Origin of the sequence: Pseudomonas beijingensis (assembly GCF_030687295.1) — a bacterium.
GTDB classification, from domain to species: Bacteria; Pseudomonadota; Gammaproteobacteria; order Pseudomonadales; family Pseudomonadaceae; genus Aquipseudomonas; species Aquipseudomonas beijingensis.
Genome location: NZ_CP117425.1, coordinates 5,396,412 through 5,418,944 on the forward strand (window position 1 = coordinate 5,396,412; position 22,533 = coordinate 5,418,944).

The 22,533-nt window shown below is 58.7% G+C and carries 15 protein-coding genes, 2 tRNA genes, 3 rRNA genes and 2 pseudogenes; 4 read left to right on the forward strand and 18 right to left on the reverse strand.

Annotated features, from left to right (window positions below; genetic code table 11):
- Window positions 1-113: 113 nt before the first annotated feature.
- From rrf to PSH84_RS23965, 11 genes and pseudogenes are all read right to left on the reverse strand, one after another.
- Window positions 114-229: ribosomal RNA gene (rrf, locus tag PSH84_RS23915) — 5S ribosomal RNA — on the reverse strand.
- 168 nt (window positions 230-397) lie between these two features.
- Window positions 398-3,276: ribosomal RNA gene (locus tag PSH84_RS23920) — 23S ribosomal RNA — on the reverse strand.
- Window positions 3,277-3,517: 241 nt separating this feature from the next.
- Window positions 3,518-3,593: transfer RNA gene (locus PSH84_RS23925), tRNA-Ala, on the reverse strand.
- 10 nt (window positions 3,594-3,603) lie between these two features.
- Window positions 3,604-3,680: transfer RNA gene (locus PSH84_RS23930), tRNA-Ile, on the reverse strand.
- A gap of 122 nt (window positions 3,681-3,802) precedes the next feature.
- Window positions 3,803-5,338: ribosomal RNA gene (locus tag PSH84_RS23935) — 16S ribosomal RNA — on the reverse strand.
- Together the 16S, 23S and 5S rRNA genes with 2 tRNA genes alongside form the textbook arrangement of a ribosomal RNA operon.
- 543 nt (window positions 5,339-5,881) lie before the next feature.
- Window positions 5,882-6,502 carry a protein-methionine-sulfoxide reductase heme-binding subunit MsrQ gene (msrQ, locus tag PSH84_RS23940; RefSeq protein WP_122564890.1) on the reverse strand — a complete coding sequence of 207 codons (621 nt, stop codon included), beginning with the start codon at window positions 6,500-6,502 and terminating at the stop codon, window positions 5,882-5,884.
- Window positions 6,502-7,517 (reverse strand): annotated as a pseudogene (gene msrP / locus PSH84_RS23945) (protein-methionine-sulfoxide reductase catalytic subunit MsrP). The gene msrQ and the pseudogene msrP overlap by 1 nt, the downstream one beginning before the upstream one ends.
- A 76-nt stretch (window positions 7,518-7,593) precedes the next feature.
- Window positions 7,594-8,440 (reverse strand): annotated as a pseudogene (gene pssA / locus PSH84_RS23950) (CDP-diacylglycerol--serine O-phosphatidyltransferase).
- A gap of 144 nt (window positions 8,441-8,584) precedes the next feature.
- Complete coding sequence (ilvC, locus tag PSH84_RS23955; protein WP_003185459.1) at window positions 8,585-9,601, reverse strand: ketol-acid reductoisomerase; 1,017 nt, start codon at window positions 9,599-9,601, stop codon at window positions 8,585-8,587.
- A gap of 45 nt (window positions 9,602-9,646) precedes the next feature.
- A complete protein-coding gene (gene ilvN / locus PSH84_RS23960) occupies window positions 9,647-10,138 on the reverse strand; it encodes an acetolactate synthase small subunit (protein WP_003176102.1) in 492 nt (163 codons plus the stop codon).
- Between the two features lie 2 nt (window positions 10,139-10,140).
- A complete protein-coding gene (locus tag PSH84_RS23965; RefSeq protein WP_122564963.1) occupies window positions 10,141-11,865 on the reverse strand; it encodes an acetolactate synthase 3 large subunit in 1,725 nt (574 codons plus the stop codon).
- Between the two features lie 401 nt (window positions 11,866-12,266).
- Between PSH84_RS23965 and PSH84_RS23970 the strand changes: the two genes are divergently transcribed.
- On the forward strand, window positions 12,267-12,689 hold the full coding sequence (locus PSH84_RS23970; RefSeq protein WP_305468514.1) for a DUF4124 domain-containing protein: 423 nt from the start codon (window positions 12,267-12,269) through the stop codon (window positions 12,687-12,689).
- A 6-nt stretch (window positions 12,690-12,695) separates the two neighbouring features.
- Here PSH84_RS23970 and PSH84_RS23975 read toward each other — a convergent pair whose 3' ends face one another.
- From PSH84_RS23975 to mrcB, 3 genes are read right to left on the reverse strand one after another with little or no spacing between them, the layout of a single operon-like run.
- A complete protein-coding gene (locus PSH84_RS23975) occupies window positions 12,696-13,025 on the reverse strand; it encodes a YqcC family protein (RefSeq protein ID WP_122564893.1) in 330 nt (109 codons plus the stop codon).
- Window positions 13,025-13,744 carry a tetratricopeptide repeat protein gene (locus PSH84_RS23980; RefSeq protein ID WP_122564894.1) on the reverse strand — a complete coding sequence of 240 codons (720 nt, stop codon included), beginning with the start codon at window positions 13,742-13,744 and terminating at the stop codon, window positions 13,025-13,027. Before PSH84_RS23980 ends, PSH84_RS23975 begins: the two co-directional genes overlap by 1 nt.
- A gap of 16 nt (window positions 13,745-13,760) precedes the next feature.
- Window positions 13,761-16,079, reverse strand: coding sequence for a penicillin-binding protein 1B (gene mrcB, locus PSH84_RS23985; RefSeq protein WP_060740602.1), 2,319 nt, complete (start codon window positions 16,077-16,079; stop codon window positions 13,761-13,763).
- Between the two features lie 119 nt (window positions 16,080-16,198).
- Here mrcB and PSH84_RS23990 point away from each other — a divergent pair, with 119 nt between their 5' ends.
- The 3 genes from PSH84_RS23990 (at window position 16,199) to PSH84_RS24000 (ending at window position 18,684) form a co-directional block, all read left to right on the forward strand.
- A complete protein-coding gene (locus PSH84_RS23990; RefSeq protein ID WP_122564895.1) occupies window positions 16,199-17,755 on the forward strand; it encodes a bifunctional aminoglycoside phosphotransferase/ATP-binding protein in 1,557 nt (518 codons plus the stop codon).
- Between the two features lie 91 nt (window positions 17,756-17,846).
- Window positions 17,847-18,188, forward strand: coding sequence for a pentapeptide repeat-containing protein (locus PSH84_RS23995; protein WP_122564896.1), 342 nt, complete (start codon window positions 17,847-17,849; stop codon window positions 18,186-18,188).
- Between the two features lie 223 nt (window positions 18,189-18,411).
- On the forward strand, window positions 18,412-18,684 hold the full coding sequence (locus PSH84_RS24000) for a TfoX/Sxy family protein (RefSeq protein ID WP_053125275.1): 273 nt from the start codon (window positions 18,412-18,414) through the stop codon (window positions 18,682-18,684).
- A gap of 225 nt (window positions 18,685-18,909) precedes the next feature.
- Here the strand turns inward: PSH84_RS24000 and PSH84_RS24005 are convergent, their stop codons facing one another.
- The 4 genes from PSH84_RS24005 to PSH84_RS24020 are packed head-to-tail and all read right to left on the reverse strand — an operon-like array spanning window position 18,910 to window position 22,460.
- Window positions 18,910-19,758 carry a ChaN family lipoprotein gene (locus PSH84_RS24005; RefSeq protein ID WP_305468516.1) on the reverse strand — a complete coding sequence of 283 codons (849 nt, stop codon included), beginning with the start codon at window positions 19,756-19,758 and terminating at the stop codon, window positions 18,910-18,912.
- A 22-nt stretch (window positions 19,759-19,780) separates the two neighbouring features.
- Window positions 19,781-20,548, reverse strand: a complete 768-nt coding sequence (locus PSH84_RS24010) for a heme ABC transporter ATP-binding protein (RefSeq protein ID WP_122564898.1) — start codon at window positions 20,546-20,548, stop codon at window positions 19,781-19,783.
- Window positions 20,548-21,531 (reverse strand): FecCD family ABC transporter permease, encoded by a 984-nt coding sequence (locus PSH84_RS24015; RefSeq protein WP_163006678.1) that lies wholly within the window; start codon window positions 21,529-21,531, stop codon window positions 20,548-20,550. Before PSH84_RS24015 ends, PSH84_RS24010 begins: the two co-directional genes overlap by 1 nt.
- Window positions 21,532-21,581: 50 nt before the next feature.
- Window positions 21,582-22,460, reverse strand: a complete 879-nt coding sequence (locus PSH84_RS24020) for a heme/hemin ABC transporter substrate-binding protein (RefSeq protein ID WP_305468517.1) — start codon at window positions 22,458-22,460, stop codon at window positions 21,582-21,584.
- Between the last annotated feature and the right edge of the window lie 73 nt (window positions 22,461-22,533).

Here is a 22,533-nt window from a genome sequence, read left to right on the forward strand (position 1 = left end):
GCCAGGATGTGAAAAAGGATGACCTCTACAGGTCATCCTTTTTTGTCCAAAGCTTTTATTGCGGAAAAACAAAACCCCTACCTGCGTCAGCAGATAGGGGTTTCGGAATTTAATCTTGACGATGACCTACTCTCACATGGGGAAACCCCACACTACCATCGGCGATGCATCGTTTCACTGCTGAGTTCGGGATGGGATCAGGTGGTTCCAATGCTCTATGGTCGTCAAGAAATTCGGTAGCCGGTTCGTGCCTTGCGGTCACGTGCCAGCGAATGGGTATGTGATAGTTTGTGTGCTGCTTGTGAGTATCTCGAACTTTCGGTTCGTTTCGTCTTCACACACCGCAATCTGGTCTCTTTGCCTTTGGGCTTGGAGTTACAAATTGCTTGGGTGTTATATGGTCAAGCCTCACGGGCAATTAGTACAGGTTAGCTCAACGCCTCACAGCGCTTACACACCCTGCCTATCAACGTCGTAGTCTTCGACGGCCCTTCAGGGGACTCAAGGTCCCAGTGAGATCTCATCTTGAGGCAAGTTTCCCGCTTAGATGCTTTCAGCGGTTATCTTTCCCGAACATAGCTACCCGGCAATGCCACTGGCGTGACAACCGGAACACCAGAGGTTCGTCCACTCCGGTCCTCTCGTACTAGGAGCAGCCCCTCTCAAATCTCAAACGTCCACGGCAGATAGGGACCGAACTGTCTCACGACGTTCTAAACCCAGCTCGCGTACCACTTTAAATGGCGAACAGCCATACCCTTGGGACCGGCTTCAGCCCCAGGATGTGATGAGCCGACATCGAGGTGCCAAACACCGCCGTCGATATGAACTCTTGGGCGGTATCAGCCTGTTATCCCCGGAGTACCTTTTATCCGTTGAGCGATGGCCCTTCCATACAGAACCACCGGATCACTAAGACCTACTTTCGTACCTGCTCGACGTGTCTGTCTCGCAGTCAAGCGCGCTTTTGCCTTTATACTCTACGACCGATTTCCGACCGGTCTGAGCGCACCTTCGTACTCCTCCGTTACTCTTTAGGAGGAGACCGCCCCAGTCAAACTACCCACCATACACTGTCCTCGATCCGGATAACGGACCTGAGTTAGAACCTCAAAGTTGCCAGGGTGGTATTTCAAGGATGGCTCCACGCGAACTGGCGTCCACGCTTCAAAGCCTCCCACCTATCCTACACAAGCAAATTCAAAGTCCAGTGCAAAGCTATAGTAAAGGTTCACGGGGTCTTTCCGTCTAGCCGCGGATACACTGCATCTTCACAGCGATTTCAATTTCACTGAGTCTCGGGTGGAGACAGCGCCGCCATCGTTACGCCATTCGTGCAGGTCGGAACTTACCCGACAAGGAATTTCGCTACCTTAGGACCGTTATAGTTACGGCCGCCGTTTACCGGGGCTTCGATCAAGAGCTTCGCGTTAGCTAACCCCATCAATTAACCTTCCGGCACCGGGCAGGCGTCACACCCTATACGTCCACTTTCGTGTTTGCAGAGTGCTGTGTTTTTAATAAACAGTCGCAGCGGCCTGGTATCTTCGACCGGCGTGGGCTTACGCAGCAAGTGCTTCACCCTCACCGGCGCACCTTCTCCCGAAGTTACGGTGCCATTTTGCCTAGTTCCTTCACCCGAGTTCTCTCAAGCGCCTTGGTATTCTCTACCCAACCACCTGTGTCGGTTTGGGGTACGGTTCCTGGTTACCTGAAGCTTAGAAGCTTTTCTTGGAAGCATGGCATCAACCACTTCGTCACCCAAAGGGTAACTCGTCATCAGCTCTCGGCCTTAGAATCCCGGATTTACCTAAGATTCCAGCCTACCACCTTAAACTTGGACAACCAACGCCAAGCTGGCCTAGCCTTCTCCGTCCCTCCATCGCAATAACCAGAAGTACAGGAATATTAACCTGTTTTCCATCGACTACGCTTTTCAGCCTCGCCTTAGGGACCGACTAACCCTGCGTCGATTAACGTTGCGCAGGAAACCTTGGTCTTTCGGCGTGGGTGTTTTTCACACCCATTGTCGTTACTCATGTCAGCATTCGCACTTCTGATACCTCCAGCAAGCTTCTCAACTCACCTTCACAGGCTTACAGAACGCTCCTCTACCGCATCACTTGCGTGATACCCGTAGCTTCGGTGTATGGTTTGAGCCCCGTTACATCTTCCGCGCAGGCCGACTCGACTAGCTATTACGCTTTCTTTAAAGGGTGGCTGCTTCTAAGCCAACCTCCTAGCTGTCTAAGCCTTCCCACATCGTTTCCCACTTAACCATAACTTTGGGACCTTAGCTGACGGTCTGGGTTGTTTCCCTTTTCACGACGGACGTTAGCACCCGCCGTGTGTCTCCCATGCTCGGCACTTGTAGGTATTCGGAGTTTGCATCGGTTTGGTAAGTCGGGATGACCCCCTAGCCGAAACAGTGCTCTACCCCCTACAGTGATACATGAGGCGCTACCTAAATAGCTTTCGAGGAGAACCAGCTATCTCCGAGCTTGATTAGCCTTTCACTCCGATCCACAGGTCACGCTAACTTTTCAACGGTAGTCGGTTCGGTCCTCAGTTAGTGTTCCCAACCTTCAACCCATGGATAGATCGCCCGTTTCGGGTCTATTCCCAGCGACTAGACGCCCTATTAAGACTCGCTTTCGCTACGCCTCCCCTATTCGGTTAAGCTCGCCACTGAAAATAAGTCGCTGACCCATTATACAAAAGGTACGCAGTCACCCAACAAAGTGGGCTCCCACTGCTTGTACGCATACGGTTTCAGGATCTATTTCACTCCCCTCTCCGGGGTTCTTTTCGCCTTTCCCTCACGGTACTAGTTCACTATCGGTCAGTCAGTAGTATTTAGCCTTGGAGGATGGTCCCCCCATATTCAGACAAAGTTTCTCGTGCTCCGTCCTACTCGATTTCACTTCTAAGATCCTTTCGCGTACAGGGCTATCACCCACTATGGCCGCACTTTCCAGAGCGTTCCGCTAAAATCAAAGAAGCTTAAGGGCTAGTCCCCGTTCGCTCGCCACTACTAAGGGAATCTCGGTTGATTTCTTTTCCTCAGGGTACTTAGATGTTTCAGTTCCCCTGGTTCGCCTCTTGCACCTATGTATTCAGTACAAGATAACCATCTTATGATGGCTGGGTTCCCCCATTCAGACATCTCCGGATCAAAGTCTGTTTGCCGACTCCCCGAAGCTTTTCGCAGGCTACCACGTCTTTCATCGCCTCTGACTGCCAAGGCATCCACCGTATGCGCTTCTTCACTTGACCATATAACCCCAAGCAATCTGGTTATACTGTGAAGACGACATTCGCCGAAAATTCGATCTTGCTCTAAGAGCAACTCACAAATTTTACCTTAGCCTGATCCGTTACCAGTGAAAGTAACGTTCAGTCTATCTTTCTATCACATACCCAAATTTTTAAAGAACGATCTAATCAAAAGACTAGAAATCAACATTCACCATCACCTGGATGGAATGCTCATTTCTAAGCTTTCAGAAGCAGTTTATGGTGGAGCCAAGCGGGATCGAACCGCTGACCTCCTGCGTGCAAGGCAGGCGCTCTCCCAGCTGAGCTATGGCCCCATTACAAAATTGGTGGGTCTGGGCAGATTCGAACTGCCGACCTCACCCTTATCAGGGGTGCGCTCTAACCAACTGAGCTACAGACCCAATTTCGAGCTTGTAACTGTTAGCGTGAGCTATCAGCTTGGAGCTTAAAGCTGCTTCTATCGTCTTCTTCAATGAATCAAGCAATTCGTGTGGGAGCTCATGAAGCAGCTGCGGTCGTCGATTAAGGAGGTGATCCAGCCGCAGGTTCCCCTACGGCTACCTTGTTACGACTTCACCCCAGTCATGAATCACACCGTGGTAACCGTCCCCCCGAAGGTTAGACTAGCTACTTCTGGTGCAACCCACTCCCATGGTGTGACGGGCGGTGTGTACAAGGCCCGGGAACGTATTCACCGCGACATTCTGATTCGCGATTACTAGCGATTCCGACTTCACGCAGTCGAGTTGCAGACTGCGATCCGGACTACGATCGGTTTTGTGGGATTAGCTCCACCTCGCGGCTTGGCAACCCTCTGTACCGACCATTGTAGCACGTGTGTAGCCCAGGCCGTAAGGGCCATGATGACTTGACGTCATCCCCCCTTCCTCCGGTTTGTCACCGGCAGTCTCCTTAGAGTGCCCACCATTACGTGCTGGTAACTAAGGACAAGGGTTGCGCTCGTTACGGGACTTAACCCAACATCTCACGACACGAGCTGACGACAGCCATGCAGCACCTGTCTCAATGTTCCCGAAGGCACCAATCCATCTCTGGAAAGTTCATTGGATGTCAAGGCCTGGTAAGGTTCTTCGCGTTGCTTCGAATTAAACCACATGCTCCACCGCTTGTGCGGGCCCCCGTCAATTCATTTGAGTTTTAACCTTGCGGCCGTACTCCCCAGGCGGTCAACTTAATGCGTTAGCTGCGCCACTAAGAGCTCAAGGCTCCCAACGGCTAGTTGACATCGTTTACGGCGTGGACTACCAGGGTATCTAATCCTGTTTGCTCCCCACGCTTTCGCACCTCAGTGTCAGTATCAGTCCAGGTGGTCGCCTTCGCCACTGGTGTTCCTTCCTATATCTACGCATTTCACCGCTACACAGGAAATTCCACCACCCTCTACCATACTCTAGCTCGACAGTTTTGAATGCAGTTCCCAGGTTGAGCCCGGGGCTTTCACATCCAACTTAACGAACCACCTACGCGCGCTTTACGCCCAGTAATTCCGATTAACGCTTGCACCCTCTGTATTACCGCGGCTGCTGGCACAGAGTTAGCCGGTGCTTATTCTGTCGGTAACGTCAAAACACTAACGTATTAGGTTAATGCCCTTCCTCCCAACTTAAAGTGCTTTACAATCCGAAGACCTTCTTCACACACGCGGCATGGCTGGATCAGGCTTTCGCCCATTGTCCAATATTCCCCACTGCTGCCTCCCGTAGGAGTCTGGACCGTGTCTCAGTTCCAGTGTGACTGATCATCCTCTCAGACCAGTTACGGATCGTCGCCTTGGTGAGCCATTACCCCACCAACTAGCTAATCCGACCTAGGCTCATCTGATAGCGCAAGGCCCGAAGGTCCCCTGCTTTCTCCCGTAGGACGTATGCGGTATTAGCGTCCGTTTCCGAGCGTTATCCCCCACTACCAGGCAGATTCCTAGGCATTACTCACCCGTCCGCCGCTCTCAAGAGGTGCAAGCACCTCTCTACCGCTCGACTTGCATGTGTTAGGCCTGCCGCCAGCGTTCAATCTGAGCCATGATCAAACTCTTCAGTTCAAACATCTTTGGGTTTTGAGAAAACCCTAAACTTGGCTCAGCAATCGTTGGTTACATCTTTGATTTCTCGCGGAGTAACTTGTGATGCTGATAATCTGTTGACTAGCAGTCTGACTCCACAAGCACCCACACGAATTGCTTGATTCAGTTGTTAAAGAGCGGTTGGCTGAGTCTTTCGTCTCAACCGAGGCGCGCATTCTACAGCGCCCCGTGTATCTGTCAAGCGGTTATTTTTAGAAGTTTTCAAAGTTTCCTTATCAACTTCAACCACTTGCGCTTCCGATCTCTCGTTAGCGGGAGGCGAATTCTACAGCGTTACTCGCTGCTGTCAACACCTCTTTTTCACCGCTTTCGACCGAGAAGATCGAACCGCTGATAGAGCCAAACAACACTGCTCTATCTGCTCCTTCCAGGCTTCGATGAACTGAAGCCAAACCCCTTCGAAACTTACTTAACTCATTGAATCTCAAGGAGTTTTCCGTTTCGACTGCGCCGGAAGTGGGGCGAATTATAGACGTCCAGAATCTGCCGTCAACCCCCTAATTACGCTTTTGTTGCAGAAGGCACTTTCCTGCCCAGCAAACGCGGGATTCGACGCATAACCGGCGGGACTCTCAGCATCAACAGTACGACCCCAATAAAGGCGTATATCGACCACTCCTTCAGATCTGCCCGCACGATCCACAGCATATGCAGCAATCCAAGCCCCAGGATCAGATACACCAGGCGATGCAACTTCTTCCAGCGCACGCCAAGTCGCCGCTGGCTGTAACGATTGGATGTGACTGCCAGCGCCAGCAAGCCGAGAAACCCAAGCGCCCCGACAATAATGTAAGGCCGCTTGCTCAATTCGACGCCCAACTGCGACCAATCGAATCCCAGTATGAACGCCGCATACCCGCTTAAATGCAACACAACATAAGCAAAGCACCACAAACCCAACTGGCGCCTGACCGCAATCCACCCCGCCCACCCCGTCATTTTTTGCAACGGCGTCATGCTCAAGGTGATCAACAACAGGATCAGTGTCCCCAACCCGAGCCGATCCACCAGCACTTTGCCCGGGTCAGGACCCAACGAATTCATCAAGGCTTCGTAAAGCCAGAGCAACGGCCAGACTGCCGCGGCGATGAAGACGCTAATTCGCCAGACTGGAAAACGCATCAGTAGTCCTTCCTCAGGTCCATCCCTGCATATAAAGAAGCGACTTCATCCTGATAGCCGTTGAACATCAGCGTATCGCGCACATTGGGACTGAACAGCCCACTCGGCAAACGACGTTCACGCGCCTGGGTCCAGCGCGGGTGGTCGACCGTTGGATTGACGTTGGCATAAAAGCCGTACTCATCAGACGCGATGCTCTGCCACGTGGTTTTCGGCTGCTCGCTCACCAGACTGATGCGCACGATGGACTTCACACTTTTGAACCCATACTTCCACGGGACCACCAACCGCAGCGGCGCGCCGTTCTGGTTTGGCAACTCCCGTCCGTACATCCCAACCGCGAGGATAGCCAACGGGTTCATCGCCCTCGTCCAATCGCAAGCCCTCCACATACGGCCAGTCGATCAAGGCGAAACCAGAACGCTGCCCCGGCATGACTTTCGGATCCTGCAGGGTTTCGAAGCGGATGTACTTGGCCTTGGAGGTCGGCTCGACCTGCTTGAGCAATGCAGAGATGGGAAAACCGATCCACGGAATGACCATCGACCAGGCCTCGACACAGCGCAGTCGATAAATCCGCTCTTCCAGCTGATAAGGCTTCATGAAGTCTTCCAACCCATAGCGTCCCGGCTTGCCCACCTCTCCATCCACCACCACGCTCCAGGGCTCGGTCTTCAGGGAGCCGGCATTGGCGGCCGGATCGCCCTTGTCGGTCCCGAACTCATAGAAGTTGTTGTAATGGGTCGCGTCCTTGAACGGCGTGATGGGCTCATTCTTGACCGTGACCGCCTCCCATTGGACGGACGGCAATTTTTCGGCAAACCAGGACGGCGCCTTGCCCGGCTCGACCCTCGGCATAACGCGCCGCTTCGGCAGCGCTGGCCCATCGCGGTAAGCTGCTCACGGCGAGACCTGCCATGGTTGCTCCGAGCATTTGACGACGGGAGAGATAGAGGGATTCGGGCGTGACGTCCGATTCACGGCAGTCGGACGACTTGGGGATCTTGATCAGCATGACAACTCCCGCAGTATTGGAGGGCAGATGTACCAATAGACTGCGGAGTATGGGGGAAATTACATTAAGGCAACGTTTAGCGTCGGCGAAGACGCAACAAGTATTGCACCGGGCCCGAAGCGGCATAGGCGAGGAATACCAGCAGCAGGATACGCGGCGGATCACTGAACACCACCGCGAATACCAGCACCACCGCCAGAATCGCAACGAATGGCACACGCCCTTTCAGATCCAGCTCCTTGAAGCTGTTGTACTTGATGTTGCTGACCATCAGCATCCCGGCCGCGGCAACCAGCAGCGCTACCAGGGAACGACATTTTCGACCCCTGGATGCCGTAGTCGCTGAATGCCCAGACAACACCGGCCACGACACCCGCCGCGGCCGGACTGGCCAGGCCGATGAAGTAACGTTTATCAGCCTTGCCGACCTGGGTGTTGAAACGGGCCAGGCGCAATGCCGCACCCGCCACATAAATGAAGGCGACCATCCAGCCGACCTTGCCCATGTCCCCCAGCGCCCAGCCGAACGCCAGCAAGGCGGGCGCCACGCCAAAAGCGACCATGTCGGACAGTGAATCGTATTCGGCGCCGAACGCGCTTTGGGTATTGGTCATGCGGGCGACGCGCCCGTCCAGGCCATCGAGCACCATGGCGACGAAGATCGCAATGGCGGCGAACGCAAAGTAACGGCTCGCCCCTGCGCTATCGCCGGCGCTCAAGGCAGCCTGGGCACTCATGGAACTGATGATGGAATAGAAACCGGCGAACAGGTTCGCGGTGGTGAACAGATTCGGCAGCAGATAGATGCCACGATGCCGGACCTTACGGCCTTCAGCGTCATGGCCTTCTTCGATGTGCTCATCGATGGGCAACAGGCTTTCGGCGTCAGGAGCCTGGTTTGGCTCGTCGGGACGTTCGCTCATGGACAATACCTTGCAACGGTGTGAAAAATTCGACAGATGTCTGGGACGACGGTTCGACCGCAAACGATGCAGCTTTATACCAGAAGCCATCGCCCAAACGAAAAAACGCGGCCAAGGCCGCGTTTTTCGACTCAAGTTCGCGACTTAGTTCTTGGCTTTGTCGACGATCTTGTTGGCACCGATCCACGGCATCATCGAGCGCAGTTGCTCGCCGATGATTTCGATACCGTGGGCGGCGTTGTTGCGACGCTTGGCGGTCATCGAAGGATAGCCGGTGGCGCCTTCGCTGATGAACATCTTGGCGTATTCGCCGTCCTGAATACGTTTCAGGGCGTTGCGCATGGCCTGGCGGGACTCGGCGTTGATGACTTCCGGACCGGTCACGTACTCGCCGTATTCGGCGTTGTTGGAGATCGAGTAGTTCATGTTGGCGATACCGCCTTCGTACATGAGGTCAACGATCAGCTTCAGTTCGTGCAGGCATTCGAAGTAGGCCATTTCTGGCGCGTAGCCCGCTTCAACCAGGGTTTCGAAACCGGCTTTTACCAGCTCGACGGTACCGCCACACAGAACGGCTTGCTCGCCGAACAGGTCGGTTTCAGTCTCGTCCTTGAAGGTGGTTTCGATGATGCCGGTACGACCGCCACCCACACCAGCAGCGTAGGACAGGGCCACGTTCTTGGCGTTGCCGGACGCGTCCTGGTAGATCGCGATCAGGTCAGGGATACCGCCGCCTTTCACGAACTCGGAACGCACGGTGTGACCCGGGGCCTTCGGCGCGATCATGATCACGTCGAGGTCGGCACGAGGCACGACTTGGTTGTAGTGGATCGCGAAACCGTGGGAGAAGGCCAGGGTGGCACCTTTCTTGATGTTCGGCTCGATTTCGTTCTTGTACAGGGCAGATTGGAACTCGTCCGGGGTCAGGATCATGACCAGGTCGGCTGCGGCAACTGCGGAAGCCACGTCGGTCACTTTCAGGCCGTGGGCCTCGGCCTTGGCAACGGTGGCCGAGCCTTTACGCAGGCCGACAGTCACGTCAACGCCGGAATCTTTCAGGTTGCACGCCTGGGCGTGACCTTGGGAACCGTAGCCGATGATGGCGACTTTCTTGCCCTGGATGATCGACAGGTCGCAGTCTTTATCGTAGAAAACTTTCATGAATTTCCCCTATATCCGGCCATTCAGGCCATTCGCTAATTTGGTTTAGATGCTCAGTACTTTGTCGCCACGGGCAATCCCGGTGACGCCACTGCGTACGGTTTCCAGAATCGAGGCAGTGCCGATCGATTGGATGAAGCTGTCGAGCTTGTCGCTGGTACCGGTCAACTGAACGGTATAGACGCTGGCGCTGACATCGACGATCTGCCCACGATAAATATCGGTAGTACGCTTGATCTCGGCGCGCTGGGCGCCGGTGGCCTTGACCTTGACCAGCATCAGTTCACGCTCGATGTGAGCGCTTTCCGACAGGTCCACCAGCTTGACCACCTCGATCAGCTTGTTCAGGTTCTTGGTGATCTGCTCGATGACTTCATCGTGCCCCACGGTGGTCAGCGTCAGACGCGACAGGGTCGGGTCTTCGGTTGGCGCCACGGTCAGGCTTTCGATGTTGTAGTTGCGCTGCGAGAACAGGCCTACAACACGAGACAGCGCACCCGGTTCGTTTTCCAGAAGCAAGGAAATAATGTGTCGCATGATTAGGTACGCTCCGTCTTGCTCAGCCACATATCGCGCATGGAGCCGTCTTTGATCTGCATCGGGTAGACGTGCTCGCTGGTGTCGACCGCAATATCGATCACCACCAGGCGATCCTTCATGGCGAACGCTTCCTCCATCTTCGACTTCAAATCCTTCGATTCGGTGATGCGCACGCCAACGTGACCATAGGCCTCTGCCAGCTTGACGAAATCAGGCAGCGATTCCATGTACGAGTGCGAATGACGGCTGCCGTAGCTCATGTCCTGCCACTGGCGAACCATCCCCAACACACCGTTGTTCAGGATCACGATCTTCACCGGCAAACCGTATTGCAGGCAGGTGGACAGTTCCTGGATGTTCATCTGGATGCTGCCCTCGCCCGTGACGCAGGCGACATCAGCCTCCGGGAAGCTCAACTTGATGCCCATGGCTGCCGGAAAACCGAAGCCCATGGTGCCCAGGCCACCGGAGTTGATCCAGCGGTTGGGTTTGTCGAACTTGTAGTACTGCGCCGCGAACATCTGGTGCTGGCCCACGTCGGAGGTCACAAAGGCATCGCCCTTGGTCACTTCGCACAGGGTTTCGATCACGGTCTGCGGCTTGATCACGCTGCCGTCGCCCTTGTCGTAAGGGAACAGGCCGCGATCGCCGCGCCATTCATCGACCTGCTTCCACCAACTGGCGACGGACTCCTTGTTCGGAACCTCGCCGATTTCCTTGAGAATGGCGACCATTTCGGTCAGCACGCTCTCGACAGGACCGACAATCGGCACGTCTGCCTTGATGGTCTTGGAGATGGAAGCCGGGTCGATGTCGATGTGGATGATCTTGGCGTTCGGGCAGAATTTAGCCGCGCCATTGATCACACGGTCGTCGAAACGCGCGCCGACCGCCAGGATCACATCGGCGTGGTGCATCGCCAGGTTGGCGGTGTAGCTGCCGTGCATGCCGAGCATACCGATGAACTGACGGTCAGTACCCGGGAACGCGCCCAGGCCCATCAGCGTATTGGTGACCGGCAGGTTGAGCATTTTCGCCAGCTCGGTCAGCGGCGCGGAGCCACCGCCGAGGATTACACCACCACCGGAGTACAACACAGGGCGCTTGGCCGCCAGCAGCATTTCGGCCGCCTTGCGGATTTGCCCGGAGTGACCACGGACCGCCGGGCTGTAGGAACGCAGCTTGGCTTTTTTCGGGAAGATGTATTCGAACTTCTCGGCCGGGTTGGTCATGTCTTTCGGGACATCGACCACGACTGGACCCGGACGACCGGATTCGGCCAGGTAGAAAGCCTTCTTCATGACTTCCGGGATTTCCGACGCGTGCTTGATCATGAAGCTGTGCTTCACGATCGGCCGGGAAATACCGATCATGTCGGTTTCCTGGAACGCGTCGGTGCCGACCATGGTGCTGGGCACCTGACCGGAGATGATTACCATCGGGATGGAGTCCATGTACGCCGTGGCGATACCGGTGATGGCGTTCGTGGCGCCTGGACCGGAAGTCACCAGTACCACGCCGGCCTTGCCGGTGGCACGGGCATAGCCGTCAGCCATATGAGTGGCCGCCTGCTCGTGACGAACCAGGATGTGGGTCACTTCCGGTTCTTTGAACAGGGCATCATAGACATGAAGAAGAGCACCACCGGGGTACCCGTAGATATATTTGACGCCTTCGTCACGCAAAAAGCGGACGAGCATCTCACCGCCAGATAAAAGCTCCACGTTGTTCACCTCTAAAACGCCAGAATACCGACCCACAAAAAGGGGACGGGTCTTAATAGGTTTACTTCTCGGCAGAGCATGAGCGACGGTGGTCGCCGACTACGTCAGCACTGACTGAGCAAGTATTGGGATCGTCCCAAGTGTTGCGGGCCTTTCCCACCCAGCGCGAGGTAACGCGTTGCGGGTGTAACAGGTCGGCGCGGATGTGCGCCTCATGATCTGCCGAGTGGGTCTGCTTCTGGCAGTCCCTCTACAGCGGACTTTGGATTCTTCTGTTTCGCCTCCTTCAAGTCAAGTCGTCTATGTGCTTTATTCGAAGTAAGCGCATGAGAACGCAAGAAAAAACCCTTAAACGGCAACTGTGTTAGCTTCAATTGCGCAACCCAAGACAAGGAAACAGCATGCGAATGATCTTCTTGACGGCCAGCCTGCTGGTTGGCCTGAGCCCGATATGCATGGCCGGCCAGGTCTACAAATGGGTCGACGCCCAGGGCGTGACCCATTTCGGCGCCCAGCCCCCCGACGGCACAGAGGCCACGACTGTGATCAAGTCCGCTCCACCCGCCACCAAACCGGCGGCACCGCCGTCTGGTGGGGTCATTGGCGACCAGAAGGCCATCGACCAACAGGTCAGGAAACAGGTTGCCGAACAGGAAGCCCAGCTCAAGGCGTTCTGCGAACAGGCCCGGACCAACCTGGCACAATTGCAGAACAACCCCAGGGTGCGCGAAGACGTGGAGGGGGAAATGCGCCGCCTCACCGATGAAGAGCGGCGCCTGCGGATCGATGAGACCCGCCAGCAAATCGAGGAGAACTGCCAGTAATGGCGGTCAGCCGACGTCGCTGATCAACCGATCGAATTGCGCCAGCAGCCGCTGCAACTCGACGCCCTGCCCTGGCCGCTGGGCATAGACCATCTCGGCCATGGCAAGGATGCCCGAGGCGTTGGGCAGCGGCAGGTCGTTTTCCAGGATGGCTTTCATCCTGGGCAGGAAAATCCATTGCAGCCACTGCTCGAAATCCAGGGTGTCGACCGCGAACGGCTCGACGCTGGCCAGCGCCTGCGCCGAAGGCGATACCTCGCTCCACCAGCCCTGGACCCGTAGCTCCCGCTCGATCAACAGCAACTGATCGGCGATTTGAGGAAAACGTGTATCCATCAGAGCGAAACCTTGGCCTTCTGACGAGCCAACGCCGCGCCAGCGGAATCGCCCTGTTTCTCACGGGCCTGGGCGATCAATTCCCACAAGCTGGCCTGAAGTGCCGGGCGACCACTGGATAATGTCAGGCCACGGCGGGCCAGTTGTTCGGCTTGCGGCGCATCACCCTGGGCCATGCGCACCTGGGCCAGGCGATAAAGCACCTGGGGTTCACGTGGCGCCACACGCTGGGCACGCTCCAGGCTGGAGGACGCACCGTTGAGGTCACCGCCGGCCTGTTGCTGTTGCGCCGTGGTCAGCAGAGCCAGTACCGGGCCGTCCAGTTGTTCATCGGCAGACAAACCACCGGAACTTGCCGACGGGATGCTGCTCGGCGTCGAAGGCATGCTGTAGCTGCCCTGATCGATCGGCGAGGTTTCGATAGGTCCTGGCGTGATCGGGCCCGGCGTGATCGGCGTGCTGCTGATCGGCGCCGAAGTCGTCGCGCCTCCGCCGGGCACCATCACCACGACGCCGGTGTCGCCTTGCGGGATTGCCTGGACCTGGCCCTGCACCGGCCGTTTCACCGTCGTTTGACGGAAACCGCCATTGGCCGAGACCCGCTCGCTGTTGGACACGGCAGTGCCGGAGTCAACGACCGGAATCGAACCGCGTTGTACGGTAGAGCAACCACTGAGCAAAGCCACGGCCGTTACCGCTGGAATCAACCACTTGTTCACTTGAAACCCTCTTTGCTTAATTCATCCAGTCCTTGACCCAATCCATCACCGATTCGGCAGGATTCGTGCCGCCACAGGCTGCACCGGGTGGTGGTTCGCTGCCGCGAATATACGGCATCTGTACGGCGCCCGGGCAATTGGCGTCGGAGCCTTGGCCGGTACGCGAATCAACCCAGGCCTGGACGATGTTGTCCGGTTGCGGCATGTCCAGCGGCAGCGGGTCGGCCTTGCGCATGAAACTGGTCCAGACCTGCAGCGCACCAGTGGCGCCGGTGAACGGGGTCTTGCCGTTGTCATCACGTCCGAGCCAGACCACTGCCAGCAGGTCCTGGCTGAAACCGGCGAACCAGCTGTCGCGCGAGTCGTTACTGGTACCGGTCTTGCCCGCCAGGGTCAGGGTCCGAGGCAACACGTTATAAACCGAACTGCCGGTGCCTTCACGCATGACTCGCTGCATCGCGCTCTGGATCAGATAAATGGAGGCCGGGTCGAAACGCTGCTGGATCTGGAACGGATAACGCTTGAGCGGCTCACCATCGGCGGTCAGCACGCTGCGGATCCCGCGCATCGGCGTATTGAAACCGCCGTTGGCCAGGGTCTGGTACATGGCCGCCACTTCGATCGGTGTAAGGCCACCGGCGCCCAGCAGCATCGACGGGAAGGCCGGGAATTCGCGACTTACCCCCAGGCGCGCCAGGGTCTTGAGTACATTCGGCACACCGACTTCCAGCCCGAGGCGAGCCGTCGACAGGTTGTAGGAATGCGCCAGCCCCTGGTAGAGGAACACCGTGCCGTGGGAACGACGATCATAGTTTTGCGGTTTCCAGACCTGACCATCAGCGCCCTTGACCGAGAACGTCTCGTCCGACAACCAACTGGTCAGCGTGTACTGGCTCGGTTTCTCCAGCGCGGTGAGGTACACCGCAGGCTTGATCAGCGAGCCAATCGGACGCACCGCATCCAGGGCCCGGTTGAAGCCGGCGAAGCTGGCCTGGCGGCTGCCGATCATGGCCTGGACTTCGCCAGTTTCCGGGTTGGTCACGACCATGGCCGCTTCGACTTCGTCGGCGCCCTTGCGTCCGCCCAGCCGCTTGAAGGTGTCCTCGACCGAGGCCTCGGCCTTCATCTGCAGGATCGGGTCGAAACTGGTGAAGATGCGCAGGCCTTCTTCGGTCAAGTCTTCGTCGCGGTAGTCTTCCCGCAGTTGACGCTTGACCAGGTCCATGAAGCCCGGGAACGAACTGTCTGCCAGGCTGCCACGCTTGGTCACGCCCAACGGCATCTTTTTCGCCGCTTCGACTTGCTCGGCTGTCGCCACACCTTGTTGTTGCAGCAGATCGAGCACCAGGTTGCGCCGCTCGAGGGCACGTTCCGGATTACGCCGCGGGTTGTAGGAAGACGGCCCCTTGACCATGCCCACCAGCAACGCCACCTGATGCAGCTTGAGCTCGGACAGCGGCTGGCTGAAGAAGAACTGGCTGGCAAGGCCGAAACCGTGCACCGCCCGTTGACCGTCCTGGCCGACGAACACCTCGTTGAGGTACGCCTCCAGAATCTCCTGCTTGTCGTAGTGCAGCTCCAGCAACAGCGCCATCATGGCTTCGGTGAGCTTGCGAGTCAGGCTGCGCTCGTTGGTCAGGTAGAAGTTCTTGACCAACTGTTGGGTCAGGGTACTGCCGCCCTGGCGCATATGGCCCGAGGAGGTGTTGACCCAGATGGCCCGGGCAATCGACTTGGGCGAGACGCCGAAGTGATGGTAGAAGTCGCGGTCTTCGACGGCGATCAGCGTGTCGAGCAGGAACGGCGGCACCTGGTCGATCTTGATCAGGATCCGATCTTCGAGGTTCTTGGGGTACAGGCCACCAATGAGCAGTGGCTCAAGGCGCACCACCGACAGACTCGCGTTGTTCGCGCCGGTCAGCGCAGCCACGTAGTCGCCGGAAAAACGCACCCGCACCGGTTGTGCCTGTTCCATGCCTTCATAGAACTGGAAGCCACGGGTGTTGAGGTCGATGGTATTGCCATTGACCGAGGCCGCACCCGGACCATTGGCCACGCTTTCACGGCGATAGCCCAAGGCATCGAGTTCGGTCAGGAAGTCGTCCTTGCTCAGCTTTTGTCCGACGAACAGCTCCAACGGCCGGGCATAGACCTTGGCCGGGATGGTCCAGCGCTTGCCGGAGAACTTCTCCTGGACCACGGCATCGAGATAGACCGCAAAACCGGCGAGCACGACGAGGCCCACCAGGCTGAGTTTAAGGGCCCAGCCCAGCCAGGGCCGCAAGCGGCTGGCGGGTGGTTTCTTGGGGGTACGGGGGGATCGGGTACGAGTCATGGCGGCGGATTATACGCACTTTGCTTCGGTTCAACATGAGCCCGCCACGCGGTTTGCGTTAGCGCGGCTTGCGGCCATAATGACGGCCTTGAATTTTTCCAGTCTATGAAGGACCGCCCGTGAGCCAATCCCTGATCGCCGCCCTGCAAAACCCGGCCCTCTACCCGCATCCCGTCGAAGCGTTCCAGGTCATCGAAACCCATATTTCCTGGGTATTGCTCACCGGTCCATACGCCTACAAATTCAAAAAGCCAGTCAACTTCGGCTTCCTCGATTTCACCAACCTCCAGGCTCGCCAGCATTTCTGTGGCGAAGAGTTGCGCCTGAACCAGCGCCTGACCCAAGACCTGTATCTGGACGTGCTGCCGATTACCGGCAGCGTCGAAGCGCCACAACTGGGTGGAGACGGTCCGGCCATCGAATACGCCCTGAAGATGCGTCAGTTCCCCCAGAGCCAATTGCTCAGCACACTGCAAGCCAACGGCGAACTGACCACCGCGCACATCGACGAGATGGCCGCGCAGATCGCCCAGTTCCACCTCTCCACGCCCAAGGTGCCGGCCGACAACGCCGCCGGCACTCCGCAAAGCGTGATGGCGCCGGTGCTGCAAAACTTCGAACAGATCCGTCCGTTCCTCAACGACAAGGCCGACCTGTTGCAACTCGAAGCACTGCAAGCCTGGGCCGAAAGCAGTTTCGAACGCCTCAAGCCACTGTTCACCCAGCGCAAGACCGAAGGTTTCATCCGCGAATGCCACGGCGATATCCACCTGGGCAACGCCACCGTGATCGACGGCAAAGTGGTGATTTTCGACTGCATCGAATTCAACGAACCGTTCCGTTTCACCGACGTCTACGCCGACACCGGCTTCCTGGCGATGGACTTGGAGGACCGTGGTCTCAAGTCCCTGGCGCGGCGTTTCGTCAGCCAGTACCTGGAACTGACCGGCGATTACCAGGGCCTGGAACTGCTGAACTTCTATAAAGCCTATCGCGCCCTCGTCCGGGCCAAAGTCGCGCTGTTCAGCATGCCGGCCGAAGCCGATCCGGTGCAGCGCGCCACCACCCTGCGCCAATACCGCAACTACGCCAACCTGGCCGAAAGCTACAGCACCATCCCTTCGCCTTTCCTGGCCATCACCCACGGTGTTTCGGCCGTTGGCAAAAGCCATGTCGCGATGCGCCTGGTCGAGGCACTGGGTGCCATTCGCCTGCGCTCGGACGTGGAGCGCAAGCGCCTGTTCGGCCAGCAACAGGTCCCCAACGACCCACAAGCCGGCATCTATAGCAGCGACGCCAGCAGCGCCACCTACACCCGCCTGCATGAAGTCGCCGCGGCGATCCTGCGCGCCGGATTCCCGGTAGTGATCGATGCCACCTACCTCAAGCACGATCAGCGCGACGCTGCGGCAAAAGTCGCCGAGGCCACCGGCGCTCCGTTCCTGATCCTCGACTGCGACGCGCCGCAAGCGGTCATCGAAAGCCGCCTGGCGCAGCGTCAGGCCGACCAGCAAGACCCCTCCGATGCGAATCTGGCGGTCATCGCCGCACAACAGTCCAGCCGCGAAGCCCTGACCCCGACGGAAATTCTCTGCAGCAAACAGGTCAAAACCAACGAAAGCGGCACGCTCGACATCGTGGTCGCGCAAATCCGTCAGCGCCTGCCAGGCCTGTAGATCACTATTTCGGCCGTGAAGCGACGCCCGGCTTCACGGCCGTCAAATAGTGGCACTATACTGGCGTCATAAAACCAACAGGTGATATGAAATGAGCCACCCCAAGATTCTCAACAGCCCGCTCTATGCCCTGCTGCGCAAAGATGACATTTCCGGCTTCAACAAGGAGCGCCCCCAAGGTACGGTCGACATGCGCGGCGGCGATTTTCGTGGCCTCGATCTGCGGGAGCTGAACGCGGACGACGTCGATTTCACCGATGCGTATTTCCGCGCTGCCGATTTACGCGGCATCGATTTCCGCAAATCGTCATTGGAAGGCGCGAGCCTGGCCCATGCGCAAATATCCGGCGCCTACTTCCCGCCTGAGTTGTCTGCCGACGAGATCCTGATGTCGATGAATTTCGGCACCCGGCTGCGCTACCGTACCCGCTGACACTGTCTGAACCGGGCCGGCCAACGCGCAGACCTGACACGACCGAACGGATCTCCAGTGCCCCCGCTTGCGCTGGAGAATGCAGCCCCTTCCCACTTCATCGTGCGTAATGCATTAGAAGCTTTTGCGTCGAATCCCACCAAAGAATCACGCTTTTCCTACTGACCGCTACACTGCTCAGAAGCTTGCCCACCGCACCAGTCGGCCGTCGCAAGGAGGCTCGATGAATGATGAACTGCAACACCTGAAGAATCTGGGCAAGACATCGGCCCAGTGGCTGCACGCCGTGGGTATCCACAGCGCTTCCGATCTACGCCGGCTCGGGGCGGTGGACGCCTATCGCGCCGTGCGCACACGCGGCTTCCGGGCGTCCAAGGTGTTGCTGTACGCCATCGAGGGCGCATTGATGGATGTGCATTGGAATGACATCCCCGCCGAACGCAAGGAAGCCCTGAACAAACAGCTGGACGCCCTTTCGACGCGTCACAAAGCCTGATGCCCTTTTCGTTTCCAGAGCGAACCCTGGCCGCGAGGTTATTTCGACAAATCGCAAAAACAATGTTTGACATGGTAATGAGAATCGCTATGATTACCACATCCGGTCGCGAGACTGGTCGATATTTGAACAGCCCTTGGTTCGGACTCTCAGATATCTCCTCATCAGGCTAATCACGGTTATTTGACCCGGCTCTTGCCGGGTCTTTTTTTGCCCGCAAAAACGTCACTGTCCAATCTGTTCGCGCATTTGCGCACAATAATCCTGGGGTGGCATGGCCGGGGTGTACCACACGTAGTCCGCCATGGTGGAGGTCACGTCACGGCCCTCCTCGGCCAACATCAGGACGGTCGGTGCCTCGCTGGCGCCGAGATCCAGAGCATGCAGCGGTACGCCAAGATCTTTTCGCCCATGCCAGGCACCGACGAACAACAATGCCGGGGTCGGCGCTTGCAGCAGGCGTTCGGCCATGCGCCGGTCACGCTGTTGCTGCACGGCCAGCATCGGCGGCATTTGCGACTCCGGCAGCAAACCACAGTGGGACTCTCGGATCTGTCCCAACAGCTGTTCCTTCACCGTGGCGGCATTGGCGCGAGTGCCCATCAAGCCGGGCGCTTGCCGATAGAAACGCTGGATCTCGGCGGCGTCCAGGTTGGCGGCCAGCAACGGATAGCGTTGCGCCAGGGCAAACTCGACGACAGGCCCATACAGACTCCAATCCCAGCCGGGGGACCAGGCCAGCGCGCCGGGCAGATCCTTGGGCAAGGCAGGTAGCTGGCGGACCGAATCAACGCGTGGCTGCTGGGAGGGGGTGAGCATTTCCAACAACAGGCTGCCCTGGGCCCGCTGCCCGGCCAAGGCCTGGAGTAGCCAGAGCTGCAGCGCGTGGTGATCAGGATTGTCGTGCTGCTCCCCCACCACCACCCGCGGCGCCTTTGCCAGGCGTTCGACCAATGTCTGGGGCGTCACGGCCTGGCCGTTGTGCAGATCACGAATCCGTCCGCCGAGCGGAGGCGGCGTAAGGCTCTGGCACGCTGTCAGTACACTCAAGGCCAGAATCAGGAGCAGGCGCACGTCCGTATCCTCCAGGGCGCCCTCAGCGGGCAATGATCAATGGATGCCCGCGCTCCGGATGGTCTTGCACCAGCACGTCCAGGCCAAACACCGCCTTGAGCGGTTCCGGGCGCAGCACATGCCGGGGCGTGTCCAGGGCCACCGGCCGACCGGACGCGAGCAGCAACAGGCGATCACAGTAACGCGCCGCCAGGTTCAGGTCATGCAGGATCACCAGCACGGCAGCCCCGCGATTGGCGAATTCACGCACCGCCTGGAGGATGGTGTGCTGATGCAGCGGATCGAGCATCGAGGTCGGCTCGTCCAGCAGCAGGGTCTGCCCCGCCTCACCCGGCCACAACTGCGCCAACACCCGCGCCAGATGCACCCGTTGGCGTTCGCCGCCGGACAACGCCAGGTAGCTGCGACCGTGCAGATGCGCGGCGTCTGCCGCTTGCAGCGCCGCGGTGACGATTTGCTCGTCGCGCAGCCGGCCACTCTGGTGCGGCAGGCGTCCCATGCCGACGACTTCTTCGACACGGAAGGCAAAATCCAGGGTCGAGGACTGCGGCAAGACCGCCAGACGACGGGCGCGCTCGGCACCGTGCCATTGGGCCAGTGGCCGCTCATCGAGCCAGACCTGCCCCTGGCTCGGGCGCAATTCGCCACACAGGCCCGCCAACAAGGTACTTTTGCCCGCGCCGTTGGGCCCGAGCACACCGAGTACTTCGCCGGGATTGAGCAGCAGATCGATGTCCGCCAGCACGGTTTTGCGGCCACGCTGAATGTGCAGGTTCTGTGCGCGCAACATCAGGCACGCCCTCGTACCAATAGATAGAGGAAGAACGGCGCGCCGATGAAGGCCGTGACGATGCCGATCGGCAATTCCGCCGGGGCCAGCGCCAAGCGTGCCACCAAGTCGGCGAGCAACAACAGGCTTGCCCCCGCCAGCACTGAAGCGGGCAATAACACACGATGGTCGGGGCCGGCCACCAGACGCACCAGATGCGGCACCACCAGCCCGACGAAACCGATCATGCCCGCCGCCGCCACCGCCGCGCCAACCCCCAGGGCCGTACAGAACACCAACTCTCGCTTGAGGGCTTCGACGTTGACGCCCAGGTGGGCAGCCTCGGACTCGCCCAGCAACAGCGCATTGAGTTGCCGAGCCCGGCGTGGCAGCCAGAGCGCCACGCCGGCGCTGACCAGCAACAGCGGCCACAACCTCGCGTAGCTGGCGCCGTTGAGACTGCCCAGGTTCCAGAACGTCAGGGTGCGCAGGGTCGCGTCATCCGCCAAGTAGGTGAAGAGGCCGACGGCGGAGCCGGACAGCGCGGTCAGGGCAATGCCGGCCAGGAGCATGGTCGCGACATGGGTCTGGCCATTGCGGCGACCGAGACGATAGACCAGCGCCGTCACGCCGAGCCCGCCAAGGAACGCACACAACGACAACACGTAAGGGCCAAAGGCTTCGGGCAACCCGCCCAGTGCCGAGCCAGCAACGATGGCGAACGCGGCCCCCAGTGCCGCGCCGCTGGACACGCCCACCAGCCCCGGGTCGGCCAAGGGATTACGAAACAGCCCCTGCATCGCGACGCCGGACAACGCCAACACCCCGCCAACCGCCAAGCCCAGCAGGGTGCGCGGCAAACGGATCTGACCGAGGATCAGTTCGGCTTGCTCCAGGCCATCGGCGGTCACCGGCAAGCCCAACAGGCGCAAGGCGGCGCGCAAGGTGTCCAGCAGCGGCAAGCTCACCGGCCCCAGGGCCAGGGACAGCCAGGTCGCCAGCAGACACAGCAGGCCCAGGCCGATGAACAAGGTGCGTGGCTTGACCAACGAGGTCATGGCGCCGTGGCCGACGCAGCCGGATAGAAGCCTGCCGTCAGTTTCACCAGGCTTTGCGGCAACCGCGGGCCCAACCCGCCCACCAACAGCGTCGGGTCGAGCTCCATGACGCGCCCATCCCTGGCGGCCCGGGTCGAGGAAAGAATCGGGTTTTCCCTGAACAGCGCCGCACGCGCTTCTTCGCCACTCAAGGCACGGTCGGCAAAGACCAGCACTTCAGGATTCAGGCTGGCCAAGGTCTCCACGGAAAAAGACTTGTAGCCGCTGTGGGTCGCCAAGTTGTGACCGCCGGCCTGCTGCAACAACCAATCGGCGGCCGTGCCCAGGCCTGCGACCAGTGGCTTGCCGCCGGAACTGCCCACCAACAGCAATACGCCAGGCGCCTTTTGTTTGCGCTGGGCCTCGGTCACCCGGGCATGTTGCTGGGCGAGCTGTTCCTGATAACGGTCGAACAGCCGTGTCGCCTCGGCCTCGGCCCCCAGCAATTGCCCCAGGTGCTGCAAATTGCCCTGCAGGGTCGGCAGGTCTGGCGTGGCCGAGAACAATTCGACCTGCACACCGGCGCTGCGGATTTGCGCCAGCACGGGTGGCGGCCCCATTTCCTCGGTGCCCACCAGGATCTGCGGACGCAGGCTCAATACGCCCTCTGCGGACAGTAGTCGCTGATAGCCAATGCTGGGCAGGGCCCGCAAGGCTTCAGGATGCTGGCTAGTAGTGTCGACGCCCACCAGCTTCGACTCGCCCCCCAGCGCACTGACCCATTCCGACAAGGCGCCGCCGGCGCTGACCCAACGTTGCGGCAATTCAGCCGCGCCGGCCCCCTGGTTGACTAACAGTGCGACACAGAGCGCAACAACGCGGATGTTCAGGCGCATCGGGCAGCTTCCTCAAAGAAGTTTTTCGCAGGATTGGGCCGGGACAAGTATCCTCGGCCACCTGCGAAGGAGG

What these genes read in the sequence shown, in the direction of transcription:
- PSH84_RS23995 (WP_122564896.1), top strand. Translation starts at nt 17,847, where the DNA reads ATGAGCCACCCCAAGATTCTCAACAGCCCGCTCTATGCCCTGCTGCGC.
- PSH84_RS23975 (WP_122564893.1), bottom strand. Translation starts at nt 13,025, where the DNA reads ATGGATACACGTTTTCCTCAAATCGCCGATCAGTTGCTGTTGATCGAG.
- ilvN (WP_003176102.1), bottom strand. Translation starts at nt 10,138, where the DNA reads ATGCGACACATTATTTCCTTGCTTCTGGAAAACGAACCGGGTGCGCTG.
- PSH84_RS23970 (WP_305468514.1), top strand. Translation starts at nt 12,267, where the DNA reads ATGCGAATGATCTTCTTGACGGCCAGCCTGCTGGTTGGCCTGAGCCCG.
- PSH84_RS24000 (WP_053125275.1), top strand. Translation starts at nt 18,412, where the DNA reads ATGAATGATGAACTGCAACACCTGAAGAATCTGGGCAAGACATCGGCC.
- msrQ (WP_122564890.1), bottom strand. Translation starts at nt 6,502, where the DNA reads ATGCGTTTTCCAGTCTGGCGAATTAGCGTCTTCATCGCCGCGGCAGTC.
- PSH84_RS24010 (WP_122564898.1), bottom strand. Translation starts at nt 20,548, where the DNA reads ATGTTGCGCGCACAGAACCTGCACATTCAGCGTGGCCGCAAAACCGTG.
- PSH84_RS24020 (WP_305468517.1), bottom strand. Translation starts at nt 22,460, where the DNA reads ATGCGCCTGAACATCCGCGTTGTTGCGCTCTGTGTCGCACTGTTAGTC.
- ilvC (WP_003185459.1), bottom strand. Translation starts at nt 9,601, where the DNA reads ATGAAAGTTTTCTACGATAAAGACTGCGACCTGTCGATCATCCAGGGC.
- mrcB (WP_060740602.1), bottom strand. Translation starts at nt 16,079, where the DNA reads ATGACTCGTACCCGATCCCCCCGTACCCCCAAGAAACCACCCGCCAGC.